The organism is Dermacoccus sp. MPR-E5 (assembly GCF_058809565.1).
Genome location: NZ_JBXASS010000010.1, coordinates 1 through 19,853, shown reverse-complemented (window position 1 = coordinate 19,853; position 19,853 = coordinate 1). Strand labels below are relative to the sequence as shown.

The window sequence follows — 19,853 nt, the reverse complement described above, 5'->3', positions numbered from 1 at the left end:
TCCCGCCCCCATCGGCGAACCGCGTCCACCTTCGCGCCTCTGAGCGAATGTGGACGAAAATCGCAGATGAGGACGGGAATCGCAGATGGGGCGGGCCCATGCGTGCCTGACGGGGTGGAAGCGGGGGCGCCGGTAGGCTGGCGTCAAGCCGATGTCCCCAACGTTCGGAGCGCTACGCCACCATGTCGCCCACCCAGTCGAGCCTCGCCACGACCTCGCCCTACTCGATCGTCGCCGTCGGTGCTGACGAGTTCGTCCGGACGATCCACGACGCGGGCGCGCGCGTGCCCGTCGAGCAGTCGCCCGAGTGGGCGCGCTACGACGATTCGCTGCCGGGCCGCCGTCACTGGCGCTACCTGCTCGTCCACGACGCCGCGGGCGCTCACGTCGCCGCACTGAGCCTGACGGAGTTCGCCGGCCGCGCGCTGGTGCAGCTGTGGGGCAAGTTCGCCCCGATCTGGCTGACGCACGCCGCGCCCAGCGCCGCTGAGGAGCGCGCCCTGCGCGACGCCCTGGCCGCGTACGTCAAGGCCGAGCACCCCAAGGCGGCACTCGTCCGCCTGCACGCCACGCACGCGGCGCCCGACCTCACCGAGCCGCTCATCGAGGTCTTCTACGACCGTACGCTCGTGCTCGACCTCTCGCTCAGCGAGGACGAGCTGATGGCGTCGATGTCGAAGAACGGCCGCCGTGATCTGCGGTACGGGCTCAAGAACGATGCCCTGGTCTTCACCGACGAGACGGGCATCAGCGAACAGGACTTCGCCGAGCAGGTCTTCCCCGTCTTCACCGAGACCGCCGAACGCGGCCACTTCGACCTGCGTCCCGCACAGTTCTACTTCAACATGCTCTCTCAGCTCGGCGCCGAAATCTGCCGCCTCTACACGGTGCGAGACACCTCTGCGGGCGGCGCCGTCGTCGCGTGGGCGCTCGTCACCATCTACGACGGCGAGGCGCGCTACTTCTACGCCGCGACGAGCGCGGCCGCCCGCAAGAGCTTCGCTGCCAACCGCATGGTCTGGGAGTGCATGCTCGCGGTGAAGAGCCGCGGCGCGTCGACGTTCGACTTCATGGGTCTCGGCAGCGACCGCGCGCCCGCGCTCAGCTCGCTCGACGGTTTCAAGCTCAAGTTCGGCAAGGACGGCGCGCGTGACGTCCCGGGCCCGTGGGATCTCGTCGTGCGCCCGCAGGTGCTCTCCGCGTACCGTGCGTCGACGAAGGCCAAGGCGCTCGTGCGTGACGCCCGCAGCAAGGGTCTGAGCACCGTTCGCAGCCTGCCGTCGCAGACGATGCGCACCGCCTCGTGCGCCGCCGCCGCCCTCGCCGCGAAGGTCGCCGGCCCCGCACGCGGTGCGACGCCGGGTCAGGGCGGCACTCCCGCGGTGCTGCCGGTCGTGCTCGACTTCACCCTTTCCGGCTACGCCCTGGCGCGCGCGTTCCACGAGCGCTACGGCCTGACGAGCGTCCTCGTCGTGCCGTTCACGACGGGCGCGACGGCCGACTCGACGCTGTTCCACGACACGCGAGAACTCGGGTTCGCCGCGATCAACGACCACGACCTCGTCCTCACCGAGATCCGCCGTATCGCCGCTGAGAACCCCGATCTGACGATCATTCCGCTGACGAACAACGACGGCTACGTGCAGTCGTTGTCGGCGAAGCGCGACACGCTCGGCACCAACGTCGTCGTGCCGCACGAGAGCCCCGCGATGCTCGAGCGCATCTCCGACAAGAACCACTTCAACGCCGTCTGCGCCGAGGCGGGCGTCGCGACGCCGGGCACCGTCGTCCTCGACTTCGCCACCGGGCGCCCGAGCGCCGACGACGTCACCTTCCCCTACCCGGTCATCGTCAAGCCCGCCGATTCGGCACTGCACAACGCCTTGTCGATGCCCGGCAAGAAGAAGCTGTACGAGGTCGACTCGCGCGACGAGCTCGACGCGCTCATCACCCGCCTCGTCGACGCGGGCTTCACCGGCGAGATGCTCGCGCAGGATCTCATCCCCGGCGACGAGATCCTGTCGGTCACGATGTACCGCGCGAAGAACGGCGAGATCACGCTGGCGCGCACGTCGCGGGTGCTCCTGCAGGATCCGCGCCCGGCCTACCTCGGCATCCCCGACGTCCAGGTCGTGCAGGACATGCCCGACGTCGTCGAAGCCTCGCGCCGCATCCTCGAGACGGCCGACTATCACGGCTTCGCCAACCTCGACGCCATCCGCGACCCGCGTGACGGTTCCGTCAAGTTCTTCGAGGTCAACCCGCGCTACGGACGCAATTGCTACTACGCCACCGGTTCGGGGGCGAACGTCGCCGAGCAGCTCGTCAGCGACCTCGCCGAGAACTCCCCCGTCACCGCGCCGGCGCCGTCCGACGACCTCGTCTACACAGTCCTGCCGCCGCAGACCATCGCGCGTCTGCTGCCGAAGGGCGCAGAGCGCGACGCCGCCGCGGCGCTCGTCAAGCGCGGACGCTGGGCCGACCCGCTCAAGTACGACGGGGAGCGGAACCCGAAGCACAAGGCGTACGCGCAGATCGCGGCGTGGAACCACGTGCGCGCCTACCGCGGCGCGCCCCGCATCATCGGGGGCTGACGGCGCACGCTGCCTGTCGCTCACCCACTCGCCGCCCGGCCGAGCCCGGCATCGGTCCTCACTGATGCCGGGCTTCGTCATGCTCGCGCCGGCCTCGCCCTGCTGTCGGCGACACAGGGCGCCGTCTACGGACTCGTGCCGATCGTGTGGATCGTCGTCATGGCGCTGTGGTTCTACCGGGTCACCGTCATCTCGGGCCGCTTCAACGACCTGCGCTCGATCTTCGACGCGATCGGCCGCGGCGACATCCGTATCCAGGCCATGCTCATCGCGTTCTGCTTCGGCGGCCTTCTCGAGGCCCTCGCCGGGTTCGGCGCACCGGTCGCCATCACGGCGACGATGGTGCTCGCCCTCGGGCTCAAGCCGCTCAAGACGGCCGTCGTGTGCCTCATCGCGAACACGGCGCCGGTGGCCTTCGGCGCCGTCGCCATCCCGATCACGACCGCCGGCAACCTGACGGGCCTCGACCCCGCGCACATCGGTGCCGTCGTCGGCCACCAGGCACCGTTCTTCGCGATAGCCGTTCCCTTCTTCCTCATGATGATCATCGACGGCAAGCGCGGGCTCGTCCAGGCGTGGCCCGCGGCGCTCGTCACCGGTGGCGCGTTCGCGATCGCGCAGTGGTGGTGTTCGACGTACTTCTCGTACGAGTTGACGGACGTCGTCGCCTCGCTCGTCGGGCTCGCGGCCGCCATCGTCCTGCTGCGCTTCTGGAAGCCCAAGGGCGCCGACGACGTGCGTCGCAGCCTCGACATCGAACCGCCCGTTCCCGCCGAGGCGCTCAGCGCCTCCCGCATCTGGATGGCCGTGCTCCCCTACCTGCTCGTCGTCGTCGTGTTCGGCATCGCGAAGCTGTGGAAGCTGGGCGTCGACATCCCTGCGAAGCTCAGCGCCACCGACGTCAAGATTCCCTGGCCGGGCCTCAACGGTGAGCTCGTCAACGCCAAGGGCAAGTCGATCTCCTCGACCGTCTACACGCTGCAGTGGCTGTCGAGCCCGGGCACGCTGCTGTTCCTCACCGGGCTCATCGTCGCGATCGTCTACTCCCTGCGTGACGGCGGCGGCCGCTTCCCGCTCACGCTGGGTGAGGCGTTCAAGGAGATCGGGCGTTGCTTCTACACGATGCGCTTCTCGGCGCTGACGATCGCGTCGGTGCTCGCGCTCGCCTACGTCATGAACTTCTCCGGTCAGACCATCGCGATCGGCACGTTCGTCGCCGGGCTGGGCGCGTGGTTCGCGTTCCTGTCGCCCGTGCTCGGCTGGGTCGGCACCGCCGTCACCGGCTCGGACACCTCGGCGAACGCCCTGTTCTCGACGCTGCAGCAGACGGCCGCGGAGAAGGCCGGGCTCGACCCGCACCTCATGACGGCGGCCAACACCTCCGGTGGAGTCGTCGGCAAGATGATCTCGCCACAGTCGCTGGCCATCGCCGCGACAGCCGTCGGCCTGCAGGGCAAGGAGTCGAAGATCTTCCGCGCCGTCGTGCTGTGGTCGCTCGGCATGCTGCTCGTGCTGTGCACGCTCGTCTACCTGCAGGCGCACGCCCTGTCGTGGATGCTGCCCTGAGTCACCTCACCCTCTGAGCCCCGCATGACGGCCGGACGTATTCGGCGGATCCGCTCGCCATCCGCGACAATGTCGACGTGCACATCGCTCTTCCCATCTTCCTGCTCGTCGCGACGACGATCAGTGTCTCCGTCCTCGCGCGCCGCGTCGGCCTGTCCGCGCCGCTGCTGCTCGTCGCCATCGGCGCGGTGGCGTCGTACCTGCCGCAGGTCCCCGAGGTCCACGTCGACTCCGAAGTGATCCTGCTCGGGTTCCTGCCGCCACTGCTGTACGCGACGGCGATCCGCACCTCGATCATCGATCTCAAGCGCGACGTGTTCCAGATCGTCCAGCTGTCGATCCTGCTCGTCCTCGTGACGGCGTTCGCCGTCGGGCTCGTCTCGTGGTGGCTCATGCCCGTCGGGTTCGCCGCCGCGATGGCGCTCGGCGGTGTCGTCGCTCCCCCGGACGCCGTCGCCGCGACCGCCGTCGCCCGCCGCATCGGGTTGCCGCGACGTCTCGTCGCCGTCCTCGAGGGCGAGTCGCTCTTCAACGACGCGACGGCCCTCGTCACCGTCGGCACCGCCGTGAGCGCGCTGACGGGGTCGTTCTCGGCGAGCAGGGCCGGCCTCGCCTTCGTCATCGCGGCGCTCGGCGGCATCGTCATCGGTGTCATCGCGTTCTACGTCGTGGAGTTCGTGCAGAAGCACATCCGCGACGCCGTGACGAGCGTCGCGATCAGCATCATCACGCCGTGGGTCGCCTACCTCCCGGCGGAGGCGATCAAGGCGTCTGGTGTCATCGCCGTCGTCGTCACCGGCGTGCTGCTCGGCTTCAAGGCGCCGCACTACAACACGGCGCAGGCGCGGGTCGCATCGCGGATGAACTGGAACTCGATCCAGTTCCTGCTCGAGAACATGGTGTTCCTGCTCATCGGCCTGCAGGTGTCGATGATCATCGACCAGGTCCAAACGTCGGACCTCGGCCTCGAACGCACCAGCCTGTACGCGGTCGCCGTCCTCGTCACCGTCATGCTCGTGCGGCCGATGTTCATCATCGCGGCGGCCTGGCTCGGCAAGGTCTCGCGCTGGGATTCGCGTCCCCTCGGCCTGCGCGAGGGCGCCGTCGCAGGCTGGGCGGGCATGCGCGGAGTGGTGACGCTCGCCGCCGTGTTCCTGCTGCCGCCCGAGACGCCGCACCGCGAGTCGCTCGTCTTCATCGCGCTCGTCGTGACGATCGGCACGCTCGTCATCCAGGGCTTCACCCTCGGCCGCGTCGCCAACCTCATGAAGCTAAACGCGCCCGACCCGCGTGAGGACGCCCTCGCGCGCGCCCAGGTCATGCAGGCCTCCGTCGATGCCGGTGAGGCGGCGATGCGCAAGGCCCTCGCCGACGACCCGGAACTGGCGGACACCCCCGAGGCAATCATCAAGTCGCTGCAGAAGCAGGGCATGCGCCGCGCGAACCTGCAGTGGGAACTGCTCGGCAACAACGACACGATGGGCCCGACGCAGCAGTACCGCATCCTGCGTCAGAAGATGATCAACGCCGAACGCGACAAGGCACTCGAGATGCGTAACGAGGGCCGCGTCGACCACGAGGTCATCGACAGCATCATGATGCAGCTCGACATCGAGGAGTCGATGATCGTCACCGCCGAGGAGCGCGACGCCGGGCTGCGCGATGCAGGCCCGCTGCTCACGCCGGAGGTTCGTCAGGGCGGCTGCGAACACCTGGAGAAGGCCGCGCGCGACTACGCCTCACCCCAGTCGCACGACGGCTGCCAGGGCTGCCTGGAAGAGGGTCGGACGTGGCTGCACCTGCGCATGTGCACCGAGTGCGGGTACGTCGGCTGCTGCGACTCCTCCGCCGGCCAACACGCGACGAAGCACTTCCGCGCGACCGGTCACCCCGTCATGCGCTCGTTCGAGGCGGGCGAGGAATGGCGCTGGTGCTTCGTCGACAACCTGCCGGGCTGACGGGCGTCCGGCCCGCCTCGCCGCGCCGATATTCTTGAGCCCATGACCGTCCTCGTGCTCGCCTCGAAGTCCCCCGCCCGCCTCGCGACCTTGCGCAGCGCCGGCATCGAACCGTTCGTCCTCGTCTCCGACGTCGACGAGGACGCTGCCGTCGTCGCCGCCCGCGCGCAGCACGACGGGCCGGACGAACTCGCCGCCGAGGACGTGGCGCTGCTGCTCGCGAACGCGAAGTGCGAGGCCGTCGCGTCGGTCCTCGCGCAGGACGAGGTTCCGGCCGAGACGCCCGACGCGTTCATCGAGGACGGCGGCATCATCCTGGGGTGCGACTCGGTGCTCGAGTTCGACGGTGCGATCCTCGGCAAGCCCGCGGACACCGCCGACGCCCGCGCGCGCTGGCAGGCGATGCGGGGGCGCAGCGGCACCCTGCACACCGGTCACTGGATCGTCGACGACCGCGTCGAGGGCACCGGCGCGACGTTCGGTGCCGTCTCGTCGACGATCGTCCACTTCGCCGACCTCGACGACGCGGAGATCGACGCCTACGTCGCCACCGGCGAACCGCTGTGGGTGGCGGGCGCGTTCACGATCGACGGCCTCGCGGGCGCCTACGTCGAACGCATCGAGGGCGACCCACACACCGTTGTCGGTCTCGGTCTGCCGCTGCTGCGCGAGATGCTCGCCGAGGTCGGCGTCGAGTGGCACGAGCTGTGGAACATGGCAGCCTGACCTGGCTCGGTCAGCAGGGACCACCGCACGGGCGCGTGGGGAAACCCTGATCCGCCGCCCTGTCGTCAACCCCTGATGGCGAGAGCTGGTCGCACCGCGTCCGGCGCAGGGCGACGCATCGAAAGGCCGCTTACGCCCCCCGTGCGCCTGATCACCTGAGACACTGTCAGCGCACGAACTCATGGGGAGGAACACGATGGGCAACTCGCGCGTCGCGGCATCGCTGACGGCACTGACGTGCGCGGCCGCCTTCGCGGCAGCACCGGCGTACGGCGAGGACCCCGCGACGAACACATTCGTTCCCGGCGGCCACGCGGTCGAGTTGTCCCTCGCCTCCGGCCAGGGCACGCCGCTGGCGCCGGGGCTGTACTCCTCGACGCTGCCCGTCGACGCGACGTCACGGTACGTCGAGGTCAAGCGCGGCGAGGGCGAGCGTCTCAGCGTCAGCATCAACGGCTCGGCGAGCTGGAAGGACAACGCGTGGTCCGTCGACTCCGGCTCGCAGGGCCTGCAGCTCACGCTGACGACGGTGGACGGCGCCACGACATGCGGTTCCGACTCGGATTCGCTGACGAGCAGCGGCACGCCCGGGTTGCTCGCGACGCACGTCAACGTCGACGAGGCCAAGACGGCGCGCACGTCGTCATCGCTCGGTTCGGGCGCTGACGCCTGCCTGGCCGCGACGTCGTATCGGCTCGAGATCAAGCGCACCATCGACGGCGACAACGCCACGCCCATGCCCGTGCAGATCGCCGTGAAGCGCACGCCCCGCGTCAACGGCACCGTGAAGGTGCCTGCGGGCGAGGTGCCCGACATGACGACGCAGGCGCTCGAGGCGTCCACGACGGCGACGGCCGGTGACGGTTTCGCCAACGCCACGATCCTGCATCCCGGCGGGTACACGGTGAAGACGCCCATCGGCCGGCGCATGTTCTTCCGCGTGCATCTGTCGTGGGGTCAGCGCATGTCGTTCGGCTGGCAGGCGCCGAAGAACGGCACGACGTACAACCCGTCGCAGGATCTCAACCTGTCGATGCAGATGTTCAACCCCTCCCTCGTCTCCGCGACGCTGTCGGGCGCCGGGACGTCGTCGGGTTACCTGTTCGAGTCGTCGTCGGATTCGGGCTCGAAGGATCTCGGCGTCTACACTGCGCCGATCGACTACGGCAACGCGAACGTCGACTCGAGCGGCTCGGACGCACTGCAGTGGCACAGCGACCCGGGCTGGTACTACGTGGTGCTCGACGTGACGCCGTCGTCGTCGACACCGAAGCTGCAGGATTCCTCGGAGTTCGACAGTGTCCTGTCCGTGCGCGTCACGGGGACGCCGAACGCGGGCCCGTCGATGGCGGTGCAGCAGCCCGAGCCGGGCAACGTCAGCGGCGTCGGCAAGTCGTCGGCCAACCCGCTGCTGTGGGGCTGCGCACTCGTCCTCGGCATCGGCGCGGTCGTCGGGCTCGGGTACGTGCTGCGACGCCGCGAGAAGCACTGACGCTCGTCGGACGCCGTCAGACGCACTCGAGCCGTCGCCTGTCGCTGCAGGCCGACGTCTTGCCGGCCCGCGTCCTGCCGGCCGTCGTCAGCCCTGCCAGGAGTACGAGCCGTCCTTCTCGGTGCAGGTGAGGGTCTTGCCGCTCGTCGTCTGGGCGGTCGTGCCGGCGTCGGCGTAGGCGCAGACGCCGCCGGTGTTGGCGAGCTGCGGGTCGTACGCGCCGTCGCCCGCGCCCCACGGCTGCCAGAGCGCGAACGCTGCCGCGATGGCCGCCGCCAGAGCGGCCGGAGCCGCGATCCACGCCTTGACGGTGGGGCGACGGTGCACCGCTGCGCCGTCGATGACCGTGGCGGGCGCCGCGGAGGAGTCCGTGAACCCGTCGAGGGCGCGGGCGGCCGCACCTGCCTCGAGGCGGACGAACTCCCCTGACGTCGTCATCTCGGGCAGGCGGTCGGGGATCGGGCGGGCCGCCCATTCCTGCCAGGCGTTCTCCGGGAGCATGAGCCAGCTGAGGGCGTCGCGCGCGTTGGCGGGCCGCCGGTCGGCGACGGGATCGGCGAGGGCGACGAGCAGGTTCCACAGCGAGTCGGGGATACCCTCGGGGCGCGGGGGCACGTCGTCCTTGCGGACACGGATGCTCGCTCCGGGTTTGATGCCGGTCAGCATGTGCAGGCCCATCATTCCGGCGGAGTACAGGTCCTGACGCGGGTCGGGGTCGTGGCCCTTGGCCTGCTCGGGCGACATGTAGCCGGGCGTCCCGAGCACCATCTCGTTGCTCGTCAGGCGGGGCGCGTCGACGCTGACGGCGATGCCGAAGTCGGTGATCCACGCCGAGGGGCGGCCCATGCCGGTCGCTTCGAGCAGGATGTTGGCGGGTTTGATGTCGCGGTGCACGATGCCGGCGCTGTGGCAGGCGTCGAGTCCGTCGAGGATCTGGCGCATGAGTTCGGCGACCAGAGGGTAGGGCAGGGCGCCGTTCTCCTTGATGAGTTCGCTGAGCGAGCCACCGTCGATGAGGGGCATCGTGAAGATGACGCGGCCATCCTCGCCGGCCCAGCCGAGGGGGGTGACGACGTGGTTGTGCTCGATGCGCATGCCTTGTTCGCGCATGAAGCGCAGCAGCGATCCGGCGTCGGACTGGCGCAACAGTTTCGCTGCGACGAGGCGGCGCGACTTGTGGTCGTTGACGCGCCACACGGACCCCATGCCGCCCTCACCGATCTGGTCGATGAGTTCGTAGCGTCCAGCGAACATCTCACCCATGGGTTCGTCTGCCTCCCCGCGGCCTGCTCGAATGTGGTCTCAGCTTACGTGACCACAACCACGAACGAACCCGTGTCGCGCCGAGACAGGCCCGCCAGGGCCTGGCCGGAAGAGGCGGCAGAAAACACTTTATCGACGATGTGACGAAGCCCCCCGCGAGCTTGCTCGCGGGGGGCTTCGTCACATCATCGATCAATTCAGGTCGTTCGGGTGCGAGCCGATGCGGCCGTCCTTGTCGTCGAGGTCGCTGATGGCGTGGAGGTCGTCTTCGGTGAGTTCGAAGTCGAGGACGTCGAAGTTCTCGGCGATGCGGGCGGGCGTCACGGACTTGGGGATGACGACGTTGCCGATCTGCAGGTGCCAGCGGATGATGACCTGCGCGACGGTCTTGCCGACGCGTTCGGCGATTCCTTCGAGCACGGGGTTGGTGAGGATGTCGCCGCCCTGGCCGAGGGGGCTCCATGCTTCGACGACGATGCCGTTGTCGGCGCAGAAGTCGCGGACGGCCTTCTGCTGGAACTTGGGGTGCAGTTCGACCTGGTTGATGGCGGGGAACTCGCCGGTCTCGTCCTTGAGGCGCTGCAGGTGCTCGGGTTCGAAGTTGCAGACGCCGACGGCGCGGATCTTGCCGGCGTCGCGCAGTTCGAGCATCGCCTTGAAGGTGTCGACGTAGGTGTCCTTCTCTGGCGTGGGCCAGTGGATGAGGTAGAGGTCGAGCGGCAGGATCGATTCGCCGCCGAGGCGTTCGATGGACGCGTCAAAGGCCTTCTTCGTCGAGTCGGCCCCCTGGTCGTCGTTCCAGACCTTCGTCGTGAGGAAGATGTCGCTGCGCGGCACGTCGGAGGCGGCGATGCCCTGCCCGACGCCTTCTTCGTTGTCGTAGATGCGGGCGGTGTCGATGCTGCGGTAGCCGACCTTCAGGGCTTCCTGCACGGCGGCGGATGCGCCGTCGTTCTCGACCTGCCAGACACCGAAGCCCAACTGCGGCATCTCGATGCTCGCCGAGCCGGCCTGGAGGGTCACGGTGGGGACGTTCGTGTTCTCAGCCATGTCAGCGGCAACCACGCCGCGCGCTCTCGTATTCCGGCGTTGAGCGCTCGGATGACGTCGGTCCCGGCGCCTGAGGAACCTACCGCCGGGTATTCTCGCCGGTCACCCCCCGCGGCGATAAGGTCACGGACATGAGTTCTGTCACCAAGGTCCTGATCGCCAACCGTGGCGAGATCGCAGTCCGTATTGCGCGCGCGGCGAAGGACGACGGCATCGCCTCCGTGGCCGTCTACGCCGAACCCGACCGTGACGCTCTGCACGTGCGCGTCGCCGATGAGGCCTACTCTCTCGGCGGCTCGACGCCAGGCGATTCCTATCTCGTCGTCGCCAAGATCCTCGACGTCGCGAAGCGTTCCGGCGCTGACGCCGTCCACCCCGGGTACGGTTTCCTCGCGGAGAACGCCGAGTTCGCGCAGTCCGTCCTCGATGCGGGCCTGACGTGGATCGGGCCGTCGCCCGCCGCCATCGACTCGCTCGGCGACAAGGTCAAGGCGCGTCACATCGCGACGAAGGCCGGCGCTCCCCTCGTGCCCGGTACGAAGGATCCGGTCGACGACGCGGACGAGGTCGTCGCGTTCGCGAAGGAGCACGGCCTGCCCGTTGCCATCAAGGCCGCCTACGGCGGTGGCGGACGCGGCCTCAAGGTCGCGCGAACGATCGAGGAGATCCCGTCGCTGTACGAGTCGGCGGTGCGTGAGGCCGTCACGGCGTTCGGGCGCGGCGAGTGCTTCGTCGAGCGCTTCCTCGACAACCCGCGCCACGTCGAGACGCAGTGCCTCGCCGACAACTACGGCAACGTCGTCGTCGTCTCGACGCGTGACTGCTCGCTGCAGCGCCGCAACCAGAAGCTCGTGGAGGAGGCACCGGCGCCGTTCGTCAGTGACGCGCAGCACGCCGAGCTGCTTCGGGCGTCTAAGGCGATCCTGCGCGAGGCGGGTTACTCGGGTGCGGGCACCTGCGAGTACCTCATCGGCACCGACGGCGTCATCAGCTTCCTCGAGGTCAACACGCGCCTGCAGGTCGAGCACCCCGTCTCCGAGGAGGTGACGGGTATCGACCTCGTGCGCGAGCAGTTCCGCATCGCCCGCGGCGAGGAGCTCGGCTATGACGACCCGACGCCGCACGCACACTCGATCGAGTTCCGCCTCAACGGCGAGGACGCAGGCCGAAACTTCCTGCCGGCGCCGGGCACCGTCGAGAAGTTCGAGGCGCCGAGCGGGCCGGGTGTGCGCGTCGATTCGGGTGTCGTCTCCGGCGACGTCATCGGTGGCGCGTTCGACTCGATGCTCGCGAAGATCATCGTGACAGGCCGCACCCGCAAGGAAGCACTCGAGCGCTCGCGCCGCGCGGTGGACGAGACCGTCATCGAGGGCATGCCGACGGTGCTGCCGTTCCACCGCGTCGTCGTCGAGGATCCGGCGTTCGCGCCCGAGTTCACCGACGCCCCCAACGCGCCGTTCAGCGTGCACACGCGCTGGATCGAGACGGAGTTCGACAACCAGATCTCGCCGTACGACGGCACGCCCGAGGCCGCCGCCGAGCAGGCCGCACGTCAGAGCGTCGTCGTCGAGGTCGGCGGCAAGCGCCTCGAGGTGTCGCTACCGGGCGACCTCGCCGTGAGTTCCGGAGCGGGCAAGGGCCCCTCGGCCGGCCCGCGTCGCGCCGCACGCAAGGGGGGCGGCGGCGCCGCGGCGAGCGGCGAATCGCTCACCGCGCCGATGCAGGGCACCGTCGTCAAGGTGGCCATAGAGGACGGCACCACGGTCGAAGCCGGCGACACGATCGTCGTCATCGAGGCGATGAAGATGGAGCAGCCGATCACCGCGCACAAGGCGGGCGTCGTCAGCGGCCTCGCCGCGACCGTCGGCGAGACGGTGACGGCCGGCACGGTCCTCGCGCAGATCAAGGACGTCGACGCCTGACGGCTCCGACGTTCGAACGCCCCGGCACGCCGAGCGTGCCGGGGCGCCTGCGTCTCACGGGTTCCTACGTCTCACGATGGACGCGAAACGCTGGTTGGCTCGATGCCCCGTAGCTCAGTGCGCCCGTAGCTCAGTGCGTGGGGCGCGCGTCCTCTGGCGACGCGGTGCCGAGCAGCACCATGCGCAGCGTCTTGTCGATGTACGGGCCGCGACGCTCCGCAGGCTGCGCGAGCGCCGACAGGACGATGCCCTCGATGCTCGCGACGGCCGTCTCGGCGCGCAGACGCGAATCGGAGCGCGCGCCGGTCTCCGAGGTGCGGCACACGATCGTCTCGACGATGCTGACGAGCTCGCTGCGCCACTCCCCCACGGCCGGCGCGAGCTCGGGCGTGCGCAGCGACTCGAGGGACAGTTCGAGGATCGCGACCATCAACGCGCCGTCGTCCTGCGTCACCCAGCGTTCGAGCAGGGCCGTCGCGAACGGTGCGGTGGCGAGCGGGTCGTCGGTGCCGGACGGGATCTGCTCGCCCAGCGCGCGGACCTGCACGGCCACGCGGGAGCCGACGTGCGTCGTCAGGCCGGCGAGCAGCGCGGCGCGCGTGCGGAAGCTGACCGAGCACGTGCCCTCGGGAAAACCCGCCTGACGATCGACCGCCCGGTGCGTCAGCCCACGCAGCCCACTCGTCGCGAGGACGCTCGTCGCTGCGTCGAGCAGCGCCGCCGGGCGTGGGTTCTCGCAGGCGGCATCGCTGGGCGCGCTCGTCCTCGTCATCGCGTGCGGCGAGGGATCAGAAGACGTCGCTGCTGTGCAGACGACGTGCGGCCTCGGCGATCGAACCCGTCATCGACGGGTACACCGAGAACGTGTTGGCGACCTGGTCGACCGTCAGGCGGTTCGCGACGGCCATGCCGATCGGGTAGATCAGCTCCGAGGCCTGCGGCGCGACGACGACGCCGCCGATGATCGTGTTCGATCCCGGGCGGGCGAACAGCTTGACGAAGCCGTCGGTGATGTTGCGCATCTTGGCGCGCGGGTTCGTCGAAAGCGGCAGCGTGACGACGCGCGCCTCGATCTTGCCCTCCTCGACGTCGGCCTGGCTGTAGCCGACCGTCGCGATCTCGGGGTCGGTGAAGATGTTGGCCGTGACGCCGCGCAGGTTGAGCGGCTGCACCGCGTCGCCGAGGGCATGGTGCATGGCGACGCGCCCCTGCATCGCTGCGACGGACGCGAGCGGGTATACGCCCGTGCAGTCGCCGGCGGCATAGATGCCCTGCGCGCTCGTGCGCGAGACGCGGTCGGTGACGATGTGGCCCGAGTCGGTGAGGTCGACGCCCGCGGCCTCGAGGCCGATGCCCTTCGTCTGCGGGATCGAACCCACGGCGAGGATCGCGTGCGTGCCTTCGACCTTGCGTCCGTCCTCGAGCGTCACGACGACGGTGTCGCCTTCACGCGTTGCGGCCATGGCGCGGCTGCGGTTGAGGACCGTCATGCCGCGGCGGCGGAAGACGTTCTCGATGACCGTGGCCGCGTCGGCGTCCTGGCCGGGCAGCACGCGGTCACGCGAGCTGACGAGCGTGACGTCGGCGCCGAGGCCGAGGTAGGCGTGCGCGAGTTCGGCACCGGTGACACCAGAACCGACGACGATGAGCTTCTCGGGGACCTCGGTGAGGTTGTAGATGTCCTTCCACGTCAGGATGCGCTCGCCGTCGGGCTTCGCGGTGTCCATGACGCGCGGGGTCGTGCCCATCGCGAGGAGGATGACGTCGGCGCGGATGTCCTCGGTCTCGCCGTTCGTGAGCTCGGCCTCGACCCACCCGTGGCCCTTGACGCGGCCGGTGCCGCGCCGGATGCGCACGCCGACACTCTCGAGCTGAGCCTGGATGTCGACGGACTGCGCCTTCGCCAGGCGCAGGATGCGCTCGTTGACCTGGCCCAGGTTGGCGTGCGCGTGCTGGTTCTCCTCGTTGCCCTCGAAGCCGACGCCGAGGCGGCCGGCCGCCTCGAAGCGCGAGAGGAAGTCGGAGGTGGCGATCAGGGTCTTGGAGGGGACGCAGTCGGTGAGCACCGCGGCACCACCGAGGCCGTCACGGTCGATGACCGTGACCTGCGCACCGAGCTGGGCGGCGACGAGCGCGGATTCATAACCGCCCGGGCCACCACCGATGACGACGACAGACTTCTTCCGTGAGCTCACCCCCCTATCCAATCACTTGACGTCAAGAGACTTCGAATCGCGGGCACGTCGATGCATGTGGCGCGAGCAGGGCACGGCGGTAGGTGCGCCTGCAGGTGCGTCGGCGGGCGCATCGGCAACAGGGACGTTCGCGCGGTCGGCACCGGTTGTCGGCCTCGCCACGTACCCTGAAGGGGTGACTCAGCAGACCACTTCGCCCCTGTCCGATCCGAGCGTCGATCCCTTCGAGATCGCGCGTGACGCCGCGCGCGTCATCGCCGAACGCACGGGCGTCGAGAAGCACGACGTGGCGCTCGTCCTCGGCTCCGGCTGGGGCCAGACCGCCGACCTCATCGGCGAGGTCAAGGCGACGATCGACAACACCGACGTGCCCGGGTTCGGCGCGGCGGCCGTCGCTGGTCACAGCGGGCAGATGCGCTCGATCGAGATCGAGGGCAGTGGCAAGCGCGCCCTCGTCTACGGCACGCGCACGCACTTCTACGAGGGCAAGGGGGTGCGCGCCGTCGTCCACGGCGTGCGTACCGCCGCGGCGGCCGGGTGCGACACCGTGGTGCTGACGAACGGGTGCGGCGGCCTGCGCCCGGAGTGGGGCCCGGGCACGCCCGTGCTCATGAGCGATCACATCAACCTGACGGCCACCTCGCCGCTCGAGGGCGCGACGTTCGTCGACCTCACCGACCTGTACTCACCGCGCCTGCGCGACGTGGCGCGTTCGATCGACTCCTCGCTCGACGAGGGCGTCTACGCGCAGTTCACCGGGCCGCACTACGAGACGCCCGCCGAGGTGCGCATGGCGAAGACGCTCGGCGCCGACCTCGTCGGCATGTCGACGGCCCTCGAGGCCATCGCGGCGCGTCACGCGGGCCTCGAGGTGCTCGGCATCTCCCTCGTCACGAACCCGGCGGCGGGTATCAGCCCCACTCCGCTCGACCACGCCGAGGTCATCGAAGCCGGGCGGGCAGCGGCCGAGCGGTGTGGGCAGTTGCTGTCGGGCATCGTCCGGGCGCTGTGACGGCGCCGACCACCGAATCGATCACCGACGCGAGCGAGGAACGACGATGACGACCGACACGGCCCACCTGCTCGACCAGGCACGTGCCTGGATCGCCGACGACCCCGACGAGGTGACACGCGCAGAACTCGAATCCGTCGTGGCGGCAGCCGAATCCGGCGACGCTGCGGCGCTCGATGATCTGGCCGATCGATTCCGCGGACTGCTCGCCTTCGGTACCGCGGGCCTGCGCGGCGCGCTCGGAGCAGGGCCCAACCGCATGAACCGCGTCGTCGTCCTTCGTGCTGCGGCGGGGCTCACGCGCTACCTGCAGACCTCGCTCGGCAAGCGGGACGTCACGGTCGTCATCGGGTACGACGCGCGCACGAACAGTGACGTGTTCGCCGCCGACACCGCGGCCGTCGTCACCGCTGCGGGTGGGCGGGCGCTCGTCCTGCCGCGTCCGCTGGCGACGCCGGTGCTCGCGTTCGCGATCCGGTACGTCGGGGCTGATGCGGGCGTCATGGTGACGGCGAGCCACAACCCGCCGCAGGACAACGGCTACAAGGTCTACCTCGGCGACGGCAGCCAGGTCGTCCCGCCCGCCGACGCCGAAATAGCCGCGGCGATCGACACGTTCCCGTCCGCGGCGTCGATCGAGCGCGCCGAGGACGGCTGGGAGACCCTCGGCGACGACCTCGAGGCCGATTACCGCGACGCCTGTGTCGCCTCGATCACCCCGGGCGGACCGCGCGAGGTCGCCGTCGTCCACACGGCGCTGCATGGCGTCGGGTCGACGACGCTGCTCGCGGCGTTCGAGCAGGCCGGTTTCGCGCGCCCGACGCCCGTCGCGTCGCAGGAACAGCCCGACCCGCGCTTCCCCACCGTCAGCTTCCCGAATCCAGAAGAGCCCGGCGCGATCGACGCGGCGCTCGACCTCGCGCGCGAGGTGCGGCCCGACATCGTCATCGCCTCCGACCCGGACGCCGACCGCTGCGCCGTCGCCGCGCCCGACCCGAGGTGCGCGTCGGCTGAGGACCCCCAGGGGTGGCGCATGCTGCGCGGTGACGAGGTGGGGGTGCTGCTCGGGCAGCGTGCACTCGACCTCGCTGCGACCGGCGCGCTGCACGGCGTCGACGGGGGCGCGCCCGTGCTCGCCAACAGCATCGTCAGCTCGCGCCAGCTCGGCGCGATGGCGGCCGATGCGGGCGTCGCGCACGTCGAGACGCTGACCGGGTTCAAGTGGATCGCCCGGGTGCCCGACATTGCCTACGGCTACGAGGAGGCGCTCGGGTACTGCACCGCGCCGTCCGTCGCGCGCGACAAGGACGGCATCTCCGCGGGCCTCGCCGTCGCGGAACTGGCGGCCGGGTTGAAGGCCGAGGGCCGCACCCTCGTCGACCTGCTCGACGACCTCGCCCGCCGCCACGGCGTGTACGCGAGCGACTCGTTCAGCATCCGCGTCGCCGAGCTGGCGCAGATCCCCGCCATCATGGCGGCCCTGCGCGAACGACCTGCGACGCAGATCGGAGACGTCGTCGTCGCGCAGTTCCACGACCTCGCCCTCGGTGACGGCGGCCTGCCGCCGACCGACGGCCTGCGCTACCTGCTCGCCGACGGCACCCGCGTCATCGTGCGCCCGAGCGGAACCGAGCCGAAGGTCAAGGTCTACCTCGAGGCGATCGTGCCCGTGGACGACCTGGCGCCCGGCGTGGACGACGCCCTGGCCGCGGCGCGTGCGGAGGCGGCCCGCCGTCTCGCCGCGACGCGGCGTGCGATGGAGGAGCTCACCGCACTGTGACGTCTCACGAGAGCGCCGCCGAAGGGGCCCTTCCGACGAGCGACGTTGCCCCCGAGAAGGTTTCGACGACTCACCCGCCGGCTCCGGCTGACGCAGACGGGCCTGTCGTGGGCGCGCGGGGAGCGCTCGCCCGCGTCATCGTCGTGTCGGGGCCGTCGGGCAGCGGCAAGTCGCGGCTGGCTCGCCAGTTGTGCGCGAGCCACGGGTGGCCGTTCGTCAATCTCGACGACTTCTACCGCGATCACGACGCGCCCGATCTGCCGCGGTTCGCCTCGGGCGAGATCGACTGGGACAACGCTGGCACGTGGAACGTCGAGGCCGCTGCGCAGTCGCTGGAGCGGTTGTGCCGCACCGGTGCCACCGACGTGCCGCAGTACTCGATCTCGCAGAGTCGTGCGACGGGCACGCACTCCGTCACGCTCGACGGAGCCCGGTTCGTCGTCGCCGAGGGCATCTTCGCGCCCGACGTCATCGCCCCGCTCGCCGAGCGCGGTGTGCTCGGCGAGGCGTGGTGCCTGCGTCGCAACCGGACGGTGACTGCGGCCCGGCGGTTCATCCGCGACGTGGCCGAGCGCCGCAAGCCCCCGCTCGTCCTCGTGCGGCGTGGGGCGCGGCTGTGGCGGGACGAACCCGAACTCGTCAGAGCGCACCTGGCGCGCGGCGCCCAACCCGTCACGTTCTCCGAGGCCGTGCGCCGCGCTGCGGCGCTGCAGTCGTCAGCGATCTGACGGGCGCACCTGGGCGGCGCTCAGGGTGCACGTGCTCGGCCACCGAACGCAGCAGCGTGGGTCACCGACCAGGTCAGGCACGTCAGGCGCGGGCCGCGGCGAACCCGGGTTTGATGACGTCCATGATGATCGCGAGGCGCTCGTCGAACGGGATGAACGCCGACTTCATCGCGTTGACGGTGACCTTCTCGAGGTCGTCGAGACCCCAGCCTGCCTCGCTGACGAGCCCGGTCATCTCCTTCGTCATCGACGTGTCGCTCATGAGGCGGTTGTCGGTGCTGAGCGCGACGCGGAAACCGAGTGCCAGCAGGAACGAGATGGGGTGGCTGCGCAGCGACAACGCCGCACCCGTCTGCAGGTTCGAGATCGGGCACACCTCGAGCGCGATGCGCCGATCGCGGACGAAGGCGGCCAGGCGCCCGAGGCGGACGTCGGCCTCCCCCGCCCGAACACGCTCAGGCAGCGCAGCGCGAGCCGGCTCGTCGAGTTCGGGGTAGGCGACGCCGTCGATCGTGATGTCGTCGGTGATGCGCACGCCGTGCCCGAGCCGTTCGGCGCCGCAGTACTGGATGGCCTCCCAGATGCTCGGCAGCCCGAATGCCTCACCGGCGTGGATCGTGAAGTGCGCGTTCTCGCGGCGCAGGTACTCGAACGCGTCGAGGTGGCGTGTGGGAGGGAAACCGGCCTCGGCGCCGGCGATGTCGAAACCGGCGACGCCCTGGTCGCGGTAGGCGACAGCGAGTTCGGCGATCTCGACGCTCTTCGCCGCGTGGCGCATCGCCGTCAGCAGGGCGCGCATGACGATGGGCCTGCCCTGCTCGGCGGCGCGTTCGGCACCGCGTCGGAAGCCTTCGAGCACAGCGTCGACGACCTCGGTGAGGGCCAGACCCCTCTCGATGTGCAGCTCCGGCGCGAAGCGGACCTCGGCGTAGACGACGCCGTCCGCCGCGTGATCCTCGGCGCACTCGGCGGCGACGCGGACGATGGCGTCGCGGGTCTGCATGACGCCGACGGTGTGCTCGAACGTCTCGAGGTAACGCACGAGCGAACCCGAGTCGGCGCTGTCACGGAACCAGCGCGCGAGTGTCTCGGCGTCGTCGGCCGGCAGCGCGTCGTAGCCGGTCTTGCGCGCGAGTTCGAGGACGGTCGCCGGACGAACCCCACCGTCGAGGTGATCGTGCAGCACGACCTTCGGCAGCGCCGCGACGACGTCCCGTGTGAGTGCCCGCGCCGCCGTTTCGTCCAAGCTGTGTGTCGTCGCAGAGGTGTCAGTCATGGCCCAAGTGTAGGGCTCACCTGCCCCGTCCCCATCTGCGATTCTTGTCCACATTCGCGATTTTCGTCCACCTCTGCGAACGGCGTCCACCTTCGCGATTTCCGTCCCCATTCGCACATCTCGTCCCCATCTTCGGTTTTCGGTCACTCTCGCAAGAGTGACTGAAAATCGGAGATGGGGACGAGATTCGCAAGGGTGGGCAGGAATCGCGGATGTGCCCTGACTGTCAGCCTGGGTGTGAGTCACTCAGGAGGTGGGTATGCGCAGATGGACTGCGGAAGAGAAGACCGC

13 protein-coding genes and 1 pseudogene are annotated in these 19,853 nt (G+C 69.8%); 9 read left to right on the top strand and 5 right to left on the bottom strand.

Annotation, left to right across the window (positions count from 1 at the left end):
* The first annotated feature begins 182 nt into the window (after nucleotides 1-182).
* The 5 genes and pseudogenes from AC1RS9_RS09085 (at nucleotide 183) to AC1RS9_RS09065 (ending at nucleotide 8,336) form a co-directional block, all read left to right on the top strand.
* Nucleotides 183-2,594 (top strand): GNAT family N-acetyltransferase, encoded by a 2,412-nt coding sequence (locus AC1RS9_RS09085; RefSeq protein ID WP_492921207.1) that lies wholly within the window; start codon nucleotides 183-185, stop codon nucleotides 2,592-2,594.
* 87 nt (nucleotides 2,595-2,681) lie between these two features.
* A pseudogene (locus tag AC1RS9_RS09080) lies at nucleotides 2,682-4,160 on the top strand (L-lactate permease); the annotation flags it as partial.
* A 77-nt stretch (nucleotides 4,161-4,237) separates the two neighbouring features.
* Complete coding sequence (locus AC1RS9_RS09075; RefSeq protein ID WP_492921205.1) at nucleotides 4,238-6,118, top strand: Na+/H+ antiporter; 1,881 nt, start codon at nucleotides 4,238-4,240, stop codon at nucleotides 6,116-6,118.
* A 42-nt stretch (nucleotides 6,119-6,160) separates the two neighbouring features.
* On the top strand, nucleotides 6,161-6,844 hold the full coding sequence (locus AC1RS9_RS09070) for a Maf family protein (RefSeq protein ID WP_492921203.1): 684 nt from the start codon (nucleotides 6,161-6,163) through the stop codon (nucleotides 6,842-6,844).
* Nucleotides 6,845-7,040: 196 nt separating this feature from the next.
* Nucleotides 7,041-8,336, top strand: coding sequence for a hypothetical protein (locus tag AC1RS9_RS09065; protein ID WP_492921201.1), 1,296 nt, complete (start codon nucleotides 7,041-7,043; stop codon nucleotides 8,334-8,336).
* A gap of 87 nt (nucleotides 8,337-8,423) precedes the next feature.
* On the opposite strand, the gene AC1RS9_RS09060 is transcribed toward AC1RS9_RS09065, so the two are convergent.
* Both AC1RS9_RS09060 and AC1RS9_RS09055 read right to left on the bottom strand, forming a co-directional pair.
* Nucleotides 8,424-9,599 carry a serine/threonine-protein kinase gene (locus AC1RS9_RS09060; protein WP_492921199.1) on the bottom strand — a complete coding sequence of 392 codons (1,176 nt, stop codon included), beginning with the start codon at nucleotides 9,597-9,599 and terminating at the stop codon, nucleotides 8,424-8,426.
* A gap of 192 nt (nucleotides 9,600-9,791) precedes the next feature.
* Complete coding sequence (locus tag AC1RS9_RS09055; protein ID WP_038569011.1) at nucleotides 9,792-10,649, bottom strand: aldo/keto reductase; 858 nt, start codon at nucleotides 10,647-10,649, stop codon at nucleotides 9,792-9,794.
* Between the two features lie 131 nt (nucleotides 10,650-10,780).
* On the opposite strand from AC1RS9_RS09055, the gene AC1RS9_RS09050 reads away from it, so the two are divergent.
* Nucleotides 10,781-12,571, top strand: coding sequence for an acetyl/propionyl/methylcrotonyl-CoA carboxylase subunit alpha (locus tag AC1RS9_RS09050; protein ID WP_492921197.1), 1,791 nt, complete (start codon nucleotides 10,781-10,783; stop codon nucleotides 12,569-12,571).
* Between the two features lie 130 nt (nucleotides 12,572-12,701).
* Here AC1RS9_RS09050 and AC1RS9_RS09045 read toward each other — a convergent pair whose 3' ends face one another.
* Nucleotides 12,702-13,343 carry a TetR/AcrR family transcriptional regulator gene (locus AC1RS9_RS09045; protein ID WP_006947400.1) on the bottom strand — a complete coding sequence of 214 codons (642 nt, stop codon included), beginning with the start codon at nucleotides 13,341-13,343 and terminating at the stop codon, nucleotides 12,702-12,704.
* A gap of 16 nt (nucleotides 13,344-13,359) precedes the next feature.
* Nucleotides 13,360-14,766, bottom strand: coding sequence for an NAD(P)H-quinone dehydrogenase (locus AC1RS9_RS09040; RefSeq protein ID WP_006947339.1), 1,407 nt, complete (start codon nucleotides 14,764-14,766; stop codon nucleotides 13,360-13,362).
* Between the two features lie 175 nt (nucleotides 14,767-14,941).
* Between AC1RS9_RS09040 and AC1RS9_RS09035 the strand changes: the two genes are divergently transcribed.
* The 3 genes from AC1RS9_RS09035 (at nucleotide 14,942) to AC1RS9_RS09025 (ending at nucleotide 18,286) form a co-directional block, all read left to right on the top strand.
* A complete protein-coding gene (locus tag AC1RS9_RS09035) occupies nucleotides 14,942-15,778 on the top strand; it encodes a purine-nucleoside phosphorylase (RefSeq protein ID WP_006947398.1) in 837 nt (278 codons plus the stop codon).
* 46 nt (nucleotides 15,779-15,824) lie between these two features.
* Nucleotides 15,825-17,558 carry a phospho-sugar mutase gene (locus tag AC1RS9_RS09030; RefSeq protein WP_074045505.1) on the top strand — a complete coding sequence of 578 codons (1,734 nt, stop codon included), beginning with the start codon at nucleotides 15,825-15,827 and terminating at the stop codon, nucleotides 17,556-17,558.
* Between the two features lie 107 nt (nucleotides 17,559-17,665).
* Entirely contained in the window at nucleotides 17,666-18,286 is a 621-nt protein-coding gene (locus AC1RS9_RS09025; protein ID WP_038571323.1) for a uridine kinase family protein, read from the top strand.
* An 82-nt stretch (nucleotides 18,287-18,368) separates the two neighbouring features.
* Here AC1RS9_RS09025 and AC1RS9_RS09020 read toward each other — a convergent pair whose 3' ends face one another.
* The gene (locus AC1RS9_RS09020; RefSeq protein ID WP_074045504.1) at nucleotides 18,369-19,562 is read right to left on the bottom strand and encodes an adenosine deaminase; all 1,194 of its coding nucleotides are present in this window, start codon (nucleotides 19,560-19,562) and stop codon (nucleotides 18,369-18,371) included.
* Nucleotides 19,563-19,853: the final 291 nt, after the last annotated feature.